20 protein-coding genes and 1 riboswitch are annotated in these 16,459 nt (G+C 37.8%); of the genes, 3 read left to right on the top strand and 17 right to left on the bottom strand.

Features of this window, described 5'->3' with window-relative positions; translation table 11 throughout:
* Nucleotides 1–99: 99 nt before the first annotated feature.
* Nucleotides 100–666 (top strand): LOG family protein, encoded by a 567-nt coding sequence (locus CD138_RS02535; protein ID WP_026066853.1) that lies wholly within the window; start codon nucleotides 100–102, stop codon nucleotides 664–666.
* 255 nt (nucleotides 667–921) lie between these two features.
* Here CD138_RS02535 and CD138_RS02530 read toward each other — a convergent pair whose 3' ends face one another.
* The 4 genes from CD138_RS02530 to CD138_RS02515 all read right to left on the bottom strand — a co-directional run bounded on the left by CD138_RS02530 (nucleotide 922) and on the right by CD138_RS02515 (nucleotide 2,953).
* The gene (locus CD138_RS02530; RefSeq protein ID WP_019168574.1) at nucleotides 922–1,470 is read right to left on the bottom strand and encodes a GNAT family N-acetyltransferase; all 549 of its coding nucleotides are present in this window, start codon (nucleotides 1,468–1,470) and stop codon (nucleotides 922–924) included.
* A 200-nt stretch (nucleotides 1,471–1,670) separates the two neighbouring features.
* The gene (locus tag CD138_RS02525; RefSeq protein ID WP_019168575.1) at nucleotides 1,671–1,970 is read right to left on the bottom strand and encodes a hypothetical protein; all 300 of its coding nucleotides are present in this window, start codon (nucleotides 1,968–1,970) and stop codon (nucleotides 1,671–1,673) included.
* A 131-nt stretch (nucleotides 1,971–2,101) separates the two neighbouring features.
* Nucleotides 2,102–2,428: an SA0632 family lipoprotein gene (locus CD138_RS02520; protein ID WP_019168576.1), complete on the bottom strand. Its 327-nt coding sequence runs from the start codon at nucleotides 2,426–2,428 to the stop codon at nucleotides 2,102–2,104.
* A 69-nt stretch (nucleotides 2,429–2,497) separates the two neighbouring features.
* Entirely contained in the window at nucleotides 2,498–2,953 is a 456-nt protein-coding gene (locus tag CD138_RS02515) for a GNAT family N-acetyltransferase (RefSeq protein WP_019168577.1), read from the bottom strand.
* Between the two features lie 95 nt (nucleotides 2,954–3,048).
* Here CD138_RS02515 and CD138_RS02510 point away from each other — a divergent pair, with 95 nt between their 5' ends.
* Nucleotides 3,049–3,732, top strand: a complete 684-nt coding sequence (locus CD138_RS02510) for a DUF1129 family protein (RefSeq protein WP_019168578.1) — start codon at nucleotides 3,049–3,051, stop codon at nucleotides 3,730–3,732.
* 96 nt (nucleotides 3,733–3,828) lie between these two features.
* Here the strand turns inward: CD138_RS02510 and CD138_RS02505 are convergent, their stop codons facing one another.
* The 11 genes from CD138_RS02505 to CD138_RS02455 form a co-directional block, all read right to left on the bottom strand.
* Nucleotides 3,829–4,320, bottom strand: coding sequence for a DUF456 domain-containing protein (locus tag CD138_RS02505; RefSeq protein ID WP_019168579.1), 492 nt, complete (start codon nucleotides 4,318–4,320; stop codon nucleotides 3,829–3,831).
* 21 nt (nucleotides 4,321–4,341) lie between these two features.
* Nucleotides 4,342–5,547, bottom strand: coding sequence for a sugar efflux transporter (locus CD138_RS02500; protein ID WP_019168580.1), 1,206 nt, complete (start codon nucleotides 5,545–5,547; stop codon nucleotides 4,342–4,344).
* 80 nt (nucleotides 5,548–5,627) lie between these two features.
* Nucleotides 5,628–6,497, bottom strand: coding sequence for a LysR family transcriptional regulator (locus CD138_RS02495; RefSeq protein WP_019168581.1), 870 nt, complete (start codon nucleotides 6,495–6,497; stop codon nucleotides 5,628–5,630).
* Between the two features lie 87 nt (nucleotides 6,498–6,584).
* Complete coding sequence (locus CD138_RS02490; RefSeq protein ID WP_026066854.1) at nucleotides 6,585–7,181, bottom strand: ribonuclease FAU-1 family protein; 597 nt, start codon at nucleotides 7,179–7,181, stop codon at nucleotides 6,585–6,587.
* Nucleotides 7,182–7,739: 558 nt separating this feature from the next.
* Complete coding sequence (locus tag CD138_RS02485; RefSeq protein WP_019168583.1) at nucleotides 7,740–8,222, bottom strand: cupin domain-containing protein; 483 nt, start codon at nucleotides 8,220–8,222, stop codon at nucleotides 7,740–7,742.
* Nucleotides 8,223–8,240: 18 nt separating this feature from the next.
* Nucleotides 8,241–8,957, bottom strand: coding sequence for a YebC/PmpR family DNA-binding transcriptional regulator (locus tag CD138_RS02480; RefSeq protein WP_026066855.1), 717 nt, complete (start codon nucleotides 8,955–8,957; stop codon nucleotides 8,241–8,243).
* Nucleotides 8,958–9,032: 75 nt separating this feature from the next.
* The gene (locus CD138_RS02475; RefSeq protein WP_019168585.1) at nucleotides 9,033–10,037 is read right to left on the bottom strand and encodes a ThiF family adenylyltransferase; all 1,005 of its coding nucleotides are present in this window, start codon (nucleotides 10,035–10,037) and stop codon (nucleotides 9,033–9,035) included.
* Nucleotides 10,037–10,804: a thiazole synthase gene (locus CD138_RS02470; protein ID WP_019168586.1), complete on the bottom strand. Its 768-nt coding sequence runs from the start codon at nucleotides 10,802–10,804 to the stop codon at nucleotides 10,037–10,039. The genes CD138_RS02475 and CD138_RS02470 overlap by 1 nt, the downstream gene beginning before the upstream one ends.
* 3 nt (nucleotides 10,805–10,807) lie before the next feature.
* Entirely contained in the window at nucleotides 10,808–11,008 is a 201-nt protein-coding gene (gene thiS, locus CD138_RS02465; RefSeq protein ID WP_019168587.1) for a sulfur carrier protein ThiS, read from the bottom strand.
* Entirely contained in the window at nucleotides 11,009–11,599 is a 591-nt protein-coding gene (locus tag CD138_RS02460; RefSeq protein ID WP_019168588.1) for a thiamine phosphate synthase, read from the bottom strand.
* Nucleotides 11,600–11,678: 79 nt separating this feature from the next.
* Nucleotides 11,679–11,787: riboswitch (TPP riboswitch) on the bottom strand.
* Between the two features lie 18 nt (nucleotides 11,788–11,805).
* Nucleotides 11,806–12,426 carry a Bax inhibitor-1/YccA family protein gene (locus tag CD138_RS02455; RefSeq protein WP_019168589.1) on the bottom strand — a complete coding sequence of 207 codons (621 nt, stop codon included), beginning with the start codon at nucleotides 12,424–12,426 and terminating at the stop codon, nucleotides 11,806–11,808.
* A gap of 340 nt (nucleotides 12,427–12,766) precedes the next feature.
* Here CD138_RS02455 and CD138_RS02450 point away from each other — a divergent pair, with 340 nt between their 5' ends.
* On the top strand, nucleotides 12,767–13,588 hold the full coding sequence (locus tag CD138_RS02450; protein WP_019168590.1) for a LysM peptidoglycan-binding domain-containing protein: 822 nt from the start codon (nucleotides 12,767–12,769) through the stop codon (nucleotides 13,586–13,588).
* 405 nt (nucleotides 13,589–13,993) lie between these two features.
* On the opposite strand, the gene CD138_RS02440 is transcribed toward CD138_RS02450, so the two are convergent.
* Entirely contained in the window at nucleotides 13,994–14,995 is a 1,002-nt protein-coding gene (locus CD138_RS02440) for an inorganic phosphate transporter (RefSeq protein WP_019168592.1), read from the bottom strand.
* Between the two features lie 14 nt (nucleotides 14,996–15,009).
* A complete protein-coding gene (locus CD138_RS02435) occupies nucleotides 15,010–15,627 on the bottom strand; it encodes a DUF47 domain-containing protein (protein WP_014614598.1) in 618 nt (205 codons plus the stop codon).
* Nucleotides 15,628–16,459 lie beyond the last annotated feature (832 nt).

Genomic DNA, 16,459 nt, shown 5'->3' with positions numbered 1-16,459 from the left:
GTGTATGTGTTTCAACATTTCTTATTTTGTTACACATGCACTTCTTTTTGTTTTAGAATATGAATAAAGACTATTTTAAACAAGGAGCGATGAAAAATGATTCAACGTATAGCAGTTTATTGTGGTGCAAGTAAAGGATTGGATGAGACATATGTCAAAGAAGCGTATGCTTTAGGTCAATACTTTGCTGAACAAGGTATTGAACTTGTATTCGGTGCGGGTTCTGTGGGCATTATGGGTGCGATACAGGACGGCGTATTAGATCATGGTGGACATGCAATAGGTGTGATGCCGCGCTTGTTAGACGAACGCGAAATTACGAGTCAAAAAGTGTCTGAACTGATTTTAGTGGATTCCATGCATGAACGTAAGCAAAAAATGGCAGACCTTGCTGATGCATTTGTCATTGCTCCAGGTGGCGCGGGTTCTCTTGAAGAGTTTTTTGAAGTTTATAGTTGGGCCCAAATTGGATTGCATCATAAGCCGATTGGTATTTTTAATATCAAACAATTTTACAAACCTTTAGAAGCATTAATCGCGCATATGATTCGCGAAGGGTTTATTGATCAAAAGTACGAAAAACTTGCCGGTGTATATGAAACGCCTCAAGCATTATTAGAAGGACTTCAAAACGCCAAACCGATTTCAACACGTACATATGATTAAATTCCGTCGTTTCTAGCGTTGTTGGAATAGATGTCGTATGCAACACCCATCATATGTGTCTATTTCAACTACGCTATTTTGTAAATGGCTGCTTTCGATTTGCCTCTCTATTTTATTTGTTATCTCTATACACGTGTCCCATCAAACTTTTACTTCTATTTTTTGAAATATGAGCAAACAAAAAAGAGGCCAATTTAGCCTCAAACAAAACATCATCACAAACTATAGATTTTGATGTCCCCTTGATCAAAAACCTTAAGCTTCTTTTAACTGTTTTCTATAGCGGACTTGTGACTTTAGTACATGATGTTCACTCAATCCAGGTTTCTCGAAATCATCATAATGTGTCATGCCAATTTTTTCCATCACACGTATCGAAGCATGATTCACTTTCGCTGCCATCGCGTATACTTCACTCACACCACGTTCAGCTACGTAATCGAGCACTGCTGCTGCCCCTTCTGTTGCAATCCCATTGTCCCAAACTTCAGGTGATAACCGCCAACCAATTTCATAAAACGGAAGCTCTTCAAAAGGATAATCAACTGTTTGTGGAATATAATTTACCCCTATAAAACCAATCCATTCTTTCGTTGCTTTTAACTCCACTGCAAACAATCCTATCTGATGTTGCTTTAAATAGGATTTCATCGCTTCAAAATCCAGTGCTGTTTTTTGGTAACTTAATAAGCTTGGAAAATACTGGCGGACTTGGCGGTTTGCGTTCAATTGCTGAAATGGTAGCAAATCCTCATCTTGCCAGTCTCTCAATTTCAATCGATTTGTCTCTATATAAACTGTCATTGTGCATCCCCCATTTAACCGTATATCCAAAAAAAGAAGCGGGTCAGAAACCACTCATATTGCGTGTGATTTCAGCTCCCCGCCTCAGTGATGTATTTGATTTCTAAAAGTTTCACTGGGCGCATTTTCAGTCAACATCCTATACCTTTATCAATCAGACGTATCCTGCGTTTCCCATTGTTGATGGGCTATCCACTTCATTACGCTCTTGAAATATAGCTCATCAATTGAATCGTCACAGGGACCTCTTTTAATCGTTCTGGGTTTTGACCTTTCTGTGTTGTAAATACGGCATCAACAAAATCATTTTTATGATTCAAACGATATGTCGCCGTATACGTTTCCCAGTCGTGATTAAAATTAGGTTTCAAAGCGATGGAACGTTGCAACTCGCCTGTAGAATCAATAATTGAATACCCTGTAATATTTTCAAGTTCACGTCCAAGTTCAATCAGTGACATGTCACGACCTTCTAATAATCTAAATTCTTTTTCGTACATACGATAGCCCTCTTTTCTCTCCGTAATATATGTGTTTTTAATACCCTATCCTTCTCAACATCAAACGCGATTCACTGCGGGTCATGTCAATAGCTTAAGATATCAAAATGACATTAAACTCATCATCTAAATTAATTTTTTTCTTGAGCATCAGACGTATCTTTTGATTGTTCTGTAGATTTTGCGTCTTTTTTAGTTTTTGTTGATTTCTTGCTGTCTTTGTTGCTTTTTTTCTTCTTATCATCCGAAGTTTTCGCGTTATCAATAGAATGTTCAAGATCTTTAATTTGATGATCTAATTTTTCACTTTGTTCTTTTAACTTTTTATTTTCTTGTTTTAATTCTTTTTGTTCGTCTTCTAACGATTTAATTTCATTTTGTAGTTTTTCCTTTTCACTATTGCCACACCCTGATAACAATAGGACTGTCCCCATAAGTGCGATAAGTTGTTTCTTCATAGTTATTTCTCTCCATTTAGAATGACTTACACTTTATTTTATCATGGTTTAAACAGATTCGCATAATGCTTATGACTCTTCTAATGATTTTGACATAATATATTTTTCCACGCGATATCCTAGTGCTTTATTTAGTTGCAGCATCGCTTGATTGGATTGTTGTACTGTACCGATAATTTGGCGTGCGCCTTTCGATTGAGCCCACTTTTCAATCTGTCGCTTAAGTTCAGTCGCATATCCTTGTTGTCGAAATTCAGGATCAACATATAAAGATTCAATGGTCACTTGCGCATTTGTCGGTTCATAGTGTGCCCATGCATAGGCTTTCATATGTTGATGCGCATCAGTCAAAACACCAATCCAATCGCCTGCATAACGTAATCGATAAGCAATCATTTCTTCATAAAGTGCAATTTCCATTTGCGTGCCTTGACTTCGCATTAAAGTATCTGATTGTAACAGTTGAACATGCTGGACTGCTACCAGATGAATGTAGTCTCTATCTTCAGGTGTAAGTAAAATCATCACCCTCTCCTTTCATTTAGGATTGATTTATCTCATGAATATCGTCATAATAAGTACAGTTCATTATGATTTAAACTTGAGGAGGTGCTTGACCGATGAAAACGACGAATGAACTGATGAAAGAAAATAATGTTAAATCATTACGGCTGAACAATACGGATCGCCAAATCTTTGAAAGTTACATGACCTATGTTCGTGCGGATATGCGCGTCAATGCACATGACTCCGAAAAAGTGTTGCAACGTATTTTAGATCATTTACTTAAAGCTGAAAACAAAGGTCTCCATGCGATGGAATTTTTTGATCATCAACCTAAAAAACATGCCATTCAAACAATAAAAGAGATGCCGAATCATACTTTTAAAAATATTTGTCATTATATTTTACAACATATCGTCTTTTTATTAGGTGTATTCTGCTTCTTAAAAGGTTTTTTAGGATTTTTTATTAATGATACACGTGTTTATTTGTATACCTTTCCGCTTACTTTTGTTGCCGGAATATTTGTCACTTTTTTATTCATTTGGTCTTGTTTTAAAATGATACAACTTCAAGCTTTTGACTATTCGCGTTTCGCTTGGCTGATTGGCTATGTCGTATTAATAGCCCTTACTTTATTAATTTTTATTATTTTCTTTTTCCCGCAAAACTTTTTACAATTCGGTCCATATATCCATATTGGTAACTGGACATTTATTATTGCTTCGTTTGTCATCGTTCCACTCGGCATGTTGAAATACAAAAATGACGATCGTGCTAAAAGTGCGTCTTGGCGATAGATTTTTAATTGCGTGTATCCCATTAAAAAAGTCAGGTTGATGAATGGCGCGTTTACCATTCATTCACCTGACTTTTTTTATTTTGGGAATACGACTTTAATTGATGAGTAACGCGTCGATGAAAAACCAAATGATCATGACAAACATAAGCATGGCTTGCATCACGGCACTAGAGAAAAATGCGATAAGTGAACCAATACTCGCTTTGATTGCTTGCATTAAATTTTTAGACTGCATCATTTCAACAATCATCACAGCGATAAATGGCACAATCACCACACCAAATGGCGGTAGGACAAACACCCCCACAAGCACACCAATTAATGCGGCCCACTCACCTTTTTTCGTCCCCCCAAATCGATTCACAAAATAGCGATTGAGCCATAAGTCTGATACGAAAATAAAAATCGTGAATATCATCATTGCTGTCCAAAAAATCCAGGACAACGTGGCACCATTAATGCCAAATTGATAAATCAAAAAGCCAATCCACAATACGGGAATTGCTGGAATGATAGGCTTGATTAAACCGATAAATGCCAATACGAATGCCGCTAAAACGAGTACCCATAAAATCACATCTGACATTACTGTATGTCAACTCCTTATTTACACAGTTTGAACTGTTTTTCTACTTTTCTTAGTAAATAAAATTAACACAAAACCACACGCCAATGAAAGCGCAGAAACATAAAAGACATTGCCTAAGCCAACCCACTGACTCATTGCGCCACCTAATAAATTCCCTAACAATTGACCGATCACCATTGCATTGGCAAATAACGTCGACGCATAACCTGGATATTGCGGTAGAACATCTTGAAAATAACTAATGCCTATACCAAGTAATACCGCTAAAAAGGCTGCCAGTAACACTTGGCCAACGAGCATCGTATGGACACTTTCAAATACGCCTATACTACCGAAAAATAAACTCCCACACACTGCCGCAATGGCTAATAACGTCCGCGTCTCTACTTTACTTGCGACCATGCCTAAAATAATCATAAATGGCACTTCTAAACCGGCACATAAACTTGCAAGGTGACCTACATATTTTTCTTCTTCATTTAAATATTGTGTCACAAAAAGCGGCATATTGAGTGTGTACATCCACTGACCAATATGTAGCAACACAAAAGCAACAAACGGGACGATTAAATAACGATGTTTCAACATAGATGGTGCGTTTCGTTCTGTTTCTACACTATCTCGAATGGGCTTTTTCGCTTTAACATCCTTGAAAAAGAAAACTTGAAGAAGTAGCGTCGTCAAAATAATCGCGACAGTCCCGCCAAACAAACCACTATAGCCCCATGATTGGTTTAAAATATTTCCCACTAACGGACCAAATAAAAAACCAAATGAAAACATGGAACGTAAAACTGAATTGGCAAATACCGCACGACTACTCGATGTAGATTGATTAATAGACTCCCTTGCCGAAGCATAAAGTTGGGGCATAGCCGGAGCGAATAGCCCTTGAAAAATGGCATACAAAATAATAAATAGTACAATGGAATGCACAAAAAATGGCAAACTAAAACTGATGGCACCCATTAATAAACCTGCAATAATCAGTACTTTTCGATTAATCGCGTGTGTATCCGAAAAACGCGCGACAATGCTGTTCATCGTAAATTGACTAATGGCTGCCAACGCTAATAACAATCCAAACTGATTGGTTGTCATCCCCAACTGATTCGTTGCAAATAAGACAAAAAATGGAACTGTAATTGCAATGCCCATCCCAATCAGCATCATATTCACAATAAATAACTTATAATTTTTAATCGTTAACAATTCACGAAACATGTGTGTTCTCCCTTTATATATTTAAAATTGATATTGAATGACGTCATGCTTTACACTCTTTTTCTATTCACCACATGTCTTTATTCGATATCTTCAATGTGTAAATATGTCTTAAACACATTAATAAATGAACTCACTTGAGGTAACTGTACCATACTCATGTCGTAACTTAAATATGTAGAACGGACTAAAGATTGCTCTTCTACGTCTACTTTTAACATTTCAAATTGAGATTCATCTAAATCTTTTACCATAATTTCCGGTAAAATTGTCACCCCGACGCCACTCAACAACAATGCTTTACAGGTCGCCACTTGGTCCACCTTAATTCGCGCATGATAATCCTGGGACATATGCTGTTGATACCATGTCTTAATTTGATTGATATAAACCGGGTCTGCTTGAAATTCAATAAAAGGCAACTTATGTAATTCCGTTTCTTTATTTTTTGGAAAGATGAAATAATGCTGATCATCCATCAAGTGATCGTTGTGCATATTGAGTAACGGATTACCTCTCACAATCATAATATGGTAATCGTTATGATTTGCTTTAATATGATCACTAGAACCGACTTGTAATTGAATTTCAACGTTTGGAAACTCAGCAGTGTATCGATTCAACACTTCTGGTAAGACCGTTTGACCGACTAAAGAAGAACAGCCTATCGATAACGTTCCATTAATTGCACCGACATGCGCCTTAATCTTATCTTGGAATAGACGCTCTTGTTTCAGCATGGATTTCGCATGGGCAATGACCATCGCACCTTCCGTCGTCGTAATCAACTGTTTTTTCGTACGAATAAAAATGTCCACACCAAAATGACGTTCAATGGATTTCAAACGTTGGGTCACAGCAGGTTGTGAAATATAAAGACGTTCAGCCGCTTTTCTCAGTGTGCGTGTTTCATCTAAAGTAATTAATAACCGATAATCATCAATTTTCATCGTACAGCCTCCTCAAAATAAAAGAAACACTAGACAAGATCATTGTCCAGTGTGCAGAAATCTTTTCACAGCACACAGTGGTGGTTGTTACGGTGTGTGAAAACCATCTCCATTTGATGTTTCAAACTGTTTATACTTTTCTTGCTTTTGGTATTTGCGATTAATTTTGTGATAACAATACATTGCTTTATTTTGAATGCTCTCAAAATCCTCATCAATTTGAATCATTAATTGATGTGCAATCACATAAGCTTCATGATATTGCTTTCGCGTAATTTGGTTCGATTTAAATGCACGCTCTAAGTCATCTTGGTCCACGAGTTCATATTGTCCATCTGGTAATGCAAGCACATCTAAACATAAATCAATTGTCCGTGCCTTGCCTTTTTGGATAATGTTTTTTAAATTAATATCAAAATAGTATTGCAAAGGTTGACCTTTATCATCGAACATTACTGTCATGCTGTAACGCTTTTTCTCTGGCAGGATTTGTAGCCATTGATAGCCATCATCAGCTACTACCATCCGTTGATTTACAACAGTCACCTCTAAAGGATCTCTCACCTTTTTAATTGAAATTAAACCTATTATGCCTTTAAATTTATTGTTATTGACTTTAACTTCGATATAATCATGGTCTAAGAGGCGACGCCAGTGACGTTTGTCAATATATTTCACTTTCACAGCCACCAACTCCCTTTTTTTCATTATATATAAATCGAAGTAGGATGTCACTTGTTGCAACTATACTATAATATAAAATTACTGTTCATTCAGAGACATTTATAAACCAAAACATGATGCCCTCGCAGTCGAACACTACTTTTTCCACTCAAACGGTCGTTATATTTCTATACACTGATGCCAATTGAATGTACGTCCCAATCAAGCCAAATTGAGTTGAGGCAAGTCCCCTAAGAACGCCTCGCCGAATCCCTCTCATTCAATAGACATCATACTTTTTGTTTTCGCATTTTCATGTTTTATGAGTCAGTCGCGGTTTAGAATTGCTTGAACCATCCGAGACGCTTGAGGGATGAGCTGATTCGGAAAATCCACCAACGCTTCTACTATGTTACTTTAAAATCTAGCGTGGGTTAGTTGAAGAATCAGCCCCTAAGAAAGCGAGTGATGGTTCAGCAATCTCTCAATGACAAAGCTTATGACATATCCCCCACTATCATTTGTGAAAACAAAAAAGACCGATAAGACACCAACATCTCATCAGTCTTTCAAATCAACCTATCCTTCCACCGAAACCTTCGCATATTTACGAATAATCGCTTCATGTTCCGGATACCATGCCAACAATTCCGCTTGTGTGAACAACTCAAAATGCTCAAACTGAAACGCGGGTTGCACCATACAACCGACAACAGCAAATGCATTTTCACGTTCGATAGATGATGCAAATATCGTCCCTTTTGGCACAACATATTGCAATACATCGCCATTTGCCACATTTGGTCCTAATTGCACTGCTTGATACGTATGATCTGGAAAAATCATATGAATCGTCAACGTCTCACCCGCATGATAATACCAAATCTCATCTGCATCAATTCGATGGAAATGTGAAATGTTTTTATCCTCGAGTAGAAAATAAATGCTCGAATAGTGCGGTCTTTCATTCGTCGTATCCGGACTTAAAATGGTTTGGCGATAATAGCCCCCTTCTGGATGAGGGGTTAAATCTAGATGGCGCACCCATTCTTGTGCTTCCATGGCATTGACCTCCAGTGACTATGCAAGTTCTACATTATGATAAACGTGTTGAACGTCTTCTAACTCTTCTAATACATCGATTAATTTTTCAAACGTTTCTTGATCTTCTACTGAAAGTTGAACCTCAGTTTGTGGTAACATTTCAAGTTCAGCGACTTCAAATGATGTAACACCTAATTGTGCCAAAGCTTTTTGTACAGTCGCAAACTGATCAGGCTCTGCGTATACAATCGTTAAGCCACCTTCTTCAATGACGTCACGTACATCAATATCGTTTTCCATTAAAGCTTCAAGTACTGTGTCCGCATCAAAGCCTTCAAATGCAAATGTAGCGGTATGATCGAACATATAAGCTACTGAGCCAGATACGCCCATATTTCCGCCGTTTTTACCGAAAGCCGCTCTCACGTCAGAAGCTGTACGATTGACGTTGTTCGTTAAGGCGTCCACAATCACCATTGAACCACTTGGACCGAAACCTTCGTAACGGAGTGAATCAAAGTCTTCTTCGCCGCCACCTTTTGCTTTTTCAATCGCTCTATCAATAATATGGTTGGGTACAGAATAAGTTTTCGCGCGTTCAAGGACAAATTTTAATTGTTGATTAGATTCAGGATCAGGTTCACCTGATTTCGCAGCTACATAAATCTCTTTACCAAATTTAGCGTATATGCGACTTGTATTTTTGTCTTTTTGCGCTTTCTTTTCTTTAATATTATTCCATTTACGTCCCATGACTTCCATCTCGCTTTCAAATACTTTTTTGAGTACCCTTTATTATACATGTAAAATTTAGACTATGGCAACATTCTACACAGAAATGGGATATTCAAAGAGTTGTCGAACGATGGATCGTGCTGAGTGGATGTCCTCTGCACCATAAACTAATAATCGCCCATCTTGATAGAATGTCATTTCAAAAGATTCTAGTCGAAAGCGTTTAACAAAAGCATTATCAATTAGTATCGCGACTTCTTGACATATTGGGGCTTCAAATTGTTCTGGTGCCAACCTGAATTGATACACACCCCCACATAACAGCTGCGTAGTCTCGAGCTGCTTATTTTGTAGTCGTGTAAACTGACGTTGTGCACATACAGGGCAATCCGCTTCTTTAAGGTTTTGAATCGAAAGTTTTTTCACTTTACCTTGATCAATGTCACTTGTCGTCATTTGGTAAGAAAAATCGCCGTGCATCAAGTAATAAAAAACTTCTGCCACGACAAAACTACTGGCCAAATGAACAGCGGGTGGCAGAACCCCATTAAGATCACAACTTTCCATCGTCTCAGGCACGTCCGGCATGACACAATGTAAACACGGGCCATCATGACTCACTGGAAAGACACTCAATTGACTGCCTACAACTGCACCATAAATATAAGGGATGTTCAATTTCCGGGTCGCTTCATTGACCAAATAGCGTGTTTCAAAACGATCGAGTCCATCGAGTACCATGTCAGGTTGTAACGCTTCAAGGATGCCTTCAATATTTCGTGCTGTCACTTCTTCATACAACGGTTCAATTGTCACTTCATGATTCATCATGGCAAGGCGTTCTTTAAGCGCAAACACTTTCGGCTTCATCGCTTCCGCATCTGCTTCAACATAGCCACTTTGACGGTGTAAGTTGGATAAATGCACCACATCTTTATCAACAATGGTAAGCTTGCCCACACCGCTTCTCACCAGTTGTTCTGCAATACCACTGCCTAAAGCACCAACACCTATGACAAATACGTGCAATTGTTGTAATTGACGTTGACCAGACTCCCCGAAATGTTGGAAGCGCATTTGTCTATGATAACGTTCCATTATAAAAAGCCTAGCCCCTCTGACGGACTTGATTGAACCGCATTATAACGAATCGGAATACGCCCTGCTTCATAGCTCAAACGGCCCGCTTCAATGCCTTTTTTCATTGCTTCAGCCATTTTAACTGGATCTTGTGCGCGTGAGACGGCTGAATTGAGCAATATCGCATCTGCACCGAGTTCCATCGCTTCCGCACAGTCTTTGGCTGAACCAATGCCTGCATCAACAATAACGGGTACTTCACACTTTTCTATAATATAACGGAGGTTCAATGGATTAGTAATACCACGCCCTGTACCAATAGGAGAAGCAAGTGGCATCACAGCATGCACACCTAAACTTTCGAGTCGCTTCGCCAACACGACATCATCTGAAATGTAGGGGCAAACAATATAACCCTTTTCTAATAAAATTTCGCAAGCTTTATACGTTTCTAGTGGATCTGGAAGTAATGTATCATCATCGCCAATCACTTCGACCTTAATCATGTCACACACGCCAGCTTCACGCGCTAACTCAGCGATACGTACAGCTTCTTCTGCTGTTTTTGCCCCTGCTGTATTTGGAAACGTCGTAAATTTTGATAAATCAACATTCGCTAGAGGATTCGGTAAATTTTTGTCATATAAACTCATGCGTCTTACCGCAAAAGTGAGTACTTCTGTTTCTGATGCTTCAATTGCTTTAGATTGAATGGCTTCGTTTTCAAATTTTCCAGTTCCTAAAAATAATCTCGAGTTAAAAGTTAAGTTTCCAATTTTAAACATCTGTTAACCGCCTCCTACAAATTCTAACAATTCTAATTGATCTGCTTGTCGTACTTCGGTTGTTGACCATTCCGAGCGTTTAACAACTGCTGCATTACGTTCGACAGCCATCCGTTTCGCTTCAATACCGAAATGGTCTAAAATGTCTTGCACCGTCGTGCCTTCCTCAAATTGTTGCTGTTCTCCATTTACAAAAACTTCCATTTATTCCACCTTCTTTAATCTCCATTTTTGGGTCATCTTGTCAAATTGTTGAAGTTCATGGCCAAATGCACTGCTAATACACGCAATTCCTGTAAAATGAGATGCTACTTGATGCACTGTATCAGCTGTCACACCTCCCAATGCGACTATCGGGAATTCAATAGCCAATACATCCGTGATTTCAGTTTGCGTCCGTGGTGGTACTTCAGGTTTTGACGCGGTCGGAAAAAGGTGACCGAACAACACAAAGTCTAATTGTTGTGTCTTTGCTTCGCGAACCATCGCTGCTGAATGTGTCGACATACTCACTTGATAGTGCGGACATTTCTTTTTCAACATCGCTGCACGCGAATCCCCCTCTTTAAAATGTACATTTGTAATACCGAGTTCGATGGCTAATGCCAAATCTGTATGCATGATAACTTTAGATTTTGGAAAGCCGTTCGCCAATAATTGGATAGTCCATCGCTTGAGTTGCTGTCCATCCATAGGTGTTCGTAAAATCACACCAACAATCTGACTTTCAATCGTGCACAGCCGTTTGATATGCCAATCATTTAATTCAACATACGGTGTAATGACTATAATCACCGCCCTTCTCACCTCCCACAATGCTTATAATAAAAAAACTACTCCCCTGTTAAATACAACAGAAAAGTAGCCTCATTTGACACGAATACAGCCACTTTCCTACGCCAGTACGAACTGGATCAGGTTCAGGAATTTTGAAATCATCATTTCAATCTCAGCCATTATCAACGGCACTTCCAGTGGATTGTTTCAAATATTCAATTATTTTAGCGTCTCACTATACGAGCTAATTCTAACACATATCGAATAATGTGGAAAAGGTTTAAAAATAAATTAAAGCCTAATTCTCGTGGTGAAAACTGACCTCGTTTCATGCGATTGAAGTCATAAAGTGTATACAATAAAAATAGTAATAACCCTACAACAGCAATAATCGTGAAATAGATTGGACTGTGAATCCACCAACCGACAAGACTCGCTAATATGAGCGCGATTAATGTAACGAATAAATATTTTCCTAAGCTCGATGCATCTTCAATCCAAAAATAGCCGAGGATACCAAAAGCTACAAATCCGGATACGGCTAAAATGACCATATTGAAAAATAAAGTTGCGCCTAGATCTTGTAATGTATACATGAATGTTGCATAAGATAATAATCCAACGACAATTGTATAGATGTGAGAAATAATCGGGCCACTAAAGCGCACACGTTGAAGCACCATAGAAGCTAAGATTAAGACGAGCAATCCGATAGATAGTGGTTGTCGCCAAGCTATTGGTAAAAATTGTCCAAAATATGTTGAAATCCCAAAAATCAGCCAATAATACATAAAAAATAACCAGACTTTACTATAAGCAGAGCGGGATTGATACCGTGTTGTCATCTCATTTTGCCTCCTTTCATTCTATTTTACGATATGTCAAAGGATATTCAAATTCTGAAACGATATACGATAAACATCAATATACGATACATTTATATTACAAAAACTTTAATTATCTCATAAGACTCACAAACCAAATTTTCTATAAATTGGATTGTGACAACATTCAAGTCCCACTTGATAGCAAAACAATATTTTTTACAACATTACAGATTCGTAACATCTCCCCTATGTTCCAATATTTTTGTTATCATAATGATTGAATTAATAATCAAATTACACATTTCGTTATTCATTGCTCAGCACATCATATCATTCGTGTAACTAAGGAGGCAATACATTGAAAAAACTCGCATTCGCATGTACGTTGACTTCAGGTGCGGCAGCCGTCGCTATGCTCAATCATCAAGATGCCGACGCGTCAACGCAATACACAGTCCAAGCTGGTGACTCACTTTGGTCCATCGCACAACAATATGGAACAACAGTGGATGCACTTAAGCAATCTAATCAATTACAAAACAACATGGTCTTCCCTGGCCAAGTTTTATCTATAGGTGGCGGTAGTGGTACACAATCTTCAGCTACTGTGCCTCAACAAATTGGAGGTACATACACTGTACAAGCTGGCGAATCTTTAAATATTATTGCCACAAAATACGGTGTGTCAGTTCAAGAATTAATGCGTGTGAACGGATTATCTAGCTACTTAATCCATCCTAACCAACAACTTCAAATCCCAGGTGGGACAAGCAGTTATAAAGCAACAGGTGGTGCCGGTGGAACAGGCAGTATCGCAACAAGTGGTCAATACAACACACCAACATTCAGCCACCAAAACCTATATGATTGGGGGCAATGTACATACTATGTGTTTGATCGCCGTGCACAAATCGGTCAACCGATTAGTACGTATTGGTGGAATGCTGATCATTGGGCAGCGAATGCCGCAGCAGATGGTTATACAGTAGACCATAATCCAACAGTAGGTTCAATCATGCAAAACTATGAAGGTCCAGTGGGTCACGTTGCTTTTGTCGAACGTGTCAACAGTGATGGTAGCATTTTAATTTCAGAAATGAACTACAATACACCACCAGGACAACAAGATTATCGTACAATTCCAGCATCAATTGCTTCATCATACAATTATATTCATTAATATAGTGAGACAAGAGAGATTAACTATGGTGTTTACGAACATCATTAGTTAATCTTTTTTTGCCTTCCAATAAAAATGTAACGGAACCCTTGCGTATTCTCGATTCATCAAAATAGATGAGCGACTTGATTTATAAAGACGAAGGATGCGTTGACTATGACTTAAACAGTGCTTCATATTTTTCAAGCGCTTGACTTCTCACTACCCAGCCTTTCTTCACGTTTTTAACAATTCGTCCCTTCTTTATTGAATGTGAGTGAAAATTCAAAGTGAAGGTCAATACGTTTTCTGTTATAATAATATCTTCATATTGACACCATCCCCTCTCTCCACCTTCAAAATCTACTGAAATCAAAAAGGAGCCAAGACTTATATCTCAGCTCCTTGTTAATATCTCATTCATCCTTATAGGAATAAATTTAAAATGAAGTAAAACACACTTGCAAGCAGTGCAGAAATAGGTAATGTAATCACCCATGTCACAATCATACGTTTCGCTGTATTCCAATGTACACCTTTAATTCTATTCGATGAGCCCACACCTAGAATTGAAGATGAAACGACGTGTGTTGTCGATAATGGAAAATGTAACGATGATGCGACAAAGATCGTTAACGCTGATGCTAAATCTGCTGACGCCCCATTCGCTGGACGGATTTTCATGATATTACCACCAACAGTTTTAATAATTTTCCAACCACCAACTGCTGTACCTAAGCCCATTGCTGCAGCACAGGAAACTTTTACCCACAATGCAGGTTCGACACTTGTTTGCATATTCGCAACGATTAATGCCATTGTAATGATACCCATTGATTTTTGCGCATCATTCGTCCCGTGTGAAAACGACTGTAACGACGCAGTGAAGATTTGGAAAAATCGGAAGTTACGATTCGCACGTGTTAAGTTTGCATTTTTGAACACACGTTTAACAATCGTATACATTACAAAACCTACAATAAACGCAATCACTGGTGACAAAATTAACACAAGGACGATTTTTGTAAACCCTTGAAAGTGTAATACATTAATTGATCCTGCAGAAGCAATGGCCGCACCTGCAATCGCTCCAATTAACGCATGTGAAGACGAACTCGGTATACCGTAATACCAAGTCACTAAATTCCACACAATGGCTGCTAAGATCGCGGACAATACAACGACTAATCCGTTATCTAATGTAAATGGGTCCACAATCTCTTTTGTAATTGTTGAAGCCACACCCGTAAAGGTCAAAGCACCAACGAAGTTCATAATAGCCGCTAAGAAAATGGCTTGTCTTGGCGTTAAAGCACGTGTCGATACTGCTGTCGCTACGGCATTCGCTGTATCGTGAAATCCGTTAATAAAATCAAATAATAACGAAAAGATAATGATAGCTACTGTAATAAGCAACAAAAACTCCATAAATGAGGACTCCCTTAGCTATTTTTCATTATGATTGTTTCAAAATTATTCGCAACAGCTTGGCAGCGGTCAGCAATATTTTCCAAACTTTCATAAATGTCTTTGATCTTAATTAAAGTGACAGGGTCTGTTTCACTATTAAAGATATGCTTAATGGATTGACGTAAAATACCATCACAATTTGTTTCATATTCTTTAATATTAATTGAATGCACACGCATATGTGAAAGCTTTTTCTCTGTCATTAAGCCAATTGCTAATTTCATTTCCCCAATTGCTTTTTGAATATTATCTACAAACTCTAACATATATTCATCTGTATATTCTATTGAGTACATTTCAAACATAGCGGACGTTTCTTCCATCGCATCTAAGACGTCATCAATCGCATTACACAATGACATAATGTCTTCACGTTCGATTGGTGTAATAAATGTTTGATTGAGGTCTGTAATCACTTGATGCATCAATTCATCACCATGTGACTCATACGTCTTCACGTTGTCAGCATAAGCTCGCAAATCTAAATGTGTATTGAAATCCATTTTACCGAATTCAATTGCAGCTCGGTCTAAATTGAAAATCATATCCTCTAGACGCTCCATGAACTTATCCTTTTTCTTCCTAATCATGTTAAAATCCTCCATTCAGCGATTACCTAAATCACTATTGTAAAAGTTATGTTACTTTAATTATAAAATATTGTTAATCCTTTGTTAACTCAAAATATAACGTGCAGGCAACATCACCTTTTTAACTTTCAAATTTATTGGTAGCCAAAGTTTTCACATTTTTTCATAATCCTATTCGAAAATAGCACATATTTAAAGAAGCTACAATTAAATTTACAAAACCTTAACATTTTATTTTGTGAAGCTTTGAAATCAGACATGGGTTACATTTTTTGACAAGTCTGAAATGACAACCTACAGAGTATTTCGTAACTTTTTTTGTTTGAATTGCCATAAATATGTCGTTTTTGTAAAGTTATTAAACTATGAGAAAATTGTTTTAAGCTTTTTATTCGCATTATTTGACCCATTTATATATTTTAACATGATAATAAAAACTTATCATTGTTGTCGATATAGAGAAATTTTAGATGCTCAATTTCAAAAGATCATAATCCTATTGCTGCCTTTCTACATATGTATTGTAAAGATTGCTCCTATGCTTGTTGTACCTATATGATATAGGGTCTAACAAACGTACCCTTATCGTGTTCAATATTGCTTCAAAATGCAGTACATGATTCAAACATTAAAACAGAGCCTACAACCCATTAAATTTTGACTTTCAGCTTGTTAAAACATGAGGTCCATCATCATAGCAGTAATGAATCCCCACAAACAAAAATAAGCCCCCGTTATCTGCAAAAATAACGAGGGTCCCTCAACGATAAAAAGATGGGATAAGGATGTGCTTCTGATACTACCTGAACATGCTCTTCCTATCCCCTTTCAT

It is taken from the genome of Staphylococcus intermedius NCTC 11048 (genome assembly GCF_002902385.1).
In the GTDB taxonomy this organism is placed as follows: Bacteria; Bacillota; Bacilli; order Staphylococcales; family Staphylococcaceae; genus Staphylococcus; species Staphylococcus intermedius.
The sequence above is the reverse complement of the archived record's forward strand: the minus strand, read 5'-3'. Positions and strand labels throughout refer to the sequence as shown.

What these genes read in the sequence shown, in the direction of transcription:
- CD138_RS02530 (WP_019168574.1), bottom strand. Translation starts at nt 1,470, where the DNA reads ATGACAGTTTATATAGAGACAAATCGATTGAAATTGAGAGACTGGCAA.
- CD138_RS02525 (WP_019168575.1), bottom strand. Translation starts at nt 1,970, where the DNA reads ATGTACGAAAAAGAATTTAGATTATTAGAAGGTCGTGACATGTCACTG.
- CD138_RS02520 (WP_019168576.1), bottom strand. Translation starts at nt 2,428, where the DNA reads ATGAAGAAACAACTTATCGCACTTATGGGGACAGTCCTATTGTTATCA.
- CD138_RS02515 (WP_019168577.1), bottom strand. Translation starts at nt 2,953, where the DNA reads ATGATTTTACTTACACCTGAAGATAGAGACTACATTCATCTGGTAGCA.
- CD138_RS02510 (WP_019168578.1), top strand. Translation starts at nt 3,049, where the DNA reads ATGAAAACGACGAATGAACTGATGAAAGAAAATAATGTTAAATCATTA.
- CD138_RS02505 (WP_019168579.1), bottom strand. Translation starts at nt 4,320, where the DNA reads ATGTCAGATGTGATTTTATGGGTACTCGTTTTAGCGGCATTCGTATTG.
- CD138_RS02500 (WP_019168580.1), bottom strand. Translation starts at nt 5,547, where the DNA reads ATGTTTCGTGAATTGTTAACGATTAAAAATTATAAGTTATTTATTGTG.
- CD138_RS02495 (WP_019168581.1), bottom strand. Translation starts at nt 6,497, where the DNA reads ATGAAAATTGATGATTATCGGTTATTAATTACTTTAGATGAAACACGC.
- CD138_RS02485 (WP_019168583.1), bottom strand. Translation starts at nt 8,222, where the DNA reads ATGGAAGCACAAGAATGGGTGCGCCATCTAGATTTAACCCCTCATCCA.
- CD138_RS02480 (WP_026066855.1), bottom strand. Translation starts at nt 8,957, where the DNA reads ATGGGACGTAAATGGAATAATATTAAAGAAAAGAAAGCGCAAAAAGAC.
- CD138_RS02475 (WP_019168585.1), bottom strand. Translation starts at nt 10,037, where the DNA reads ATGGAACGTTATCATAGACAAATGCGCTTCCAACATTTCGGGGAGTCT.
- CD138_RS02470 (WP_019168586.1), bottom strand. Translation starts at nt 10,804, where the DNA reads ATGTTTAAAATTGGAAACTTAACTTTTAACTCGAGATTATTTTTAGGA.
- thiS (WP_019168587.1), bottom strand. Translation starts at nt 11,008, where the DNA reads ATGGAAGTTTTTGTAAATGGAGAACAGCAACAATTTGAGGAAGGCACG.
- CD138_RS02455 (WP_019168589.1), bottom strand. Translation starts at nt 12,426, where the DNA reads ATGACAACACGGTATCAATCCCGCTCTGCTTATAGTAAAGTCTGGTTA.
- CD138_RS02440 (WP_019168592.1), bottom strand. Translation starts at nt 14,995, where the DNA reads ATGGAGTTTTTGTTGCTTATTACAGTAGCTATCATTATCTTTTCGTTA.
- CD138_RS02435 (WP_014614598.1), bottom strand. Translation starts at nt 15,627, where the DNA reads ATGATTAGGAAGAAAAAGGATAAGTTCATGGAGCGTCTAGAGGATATG.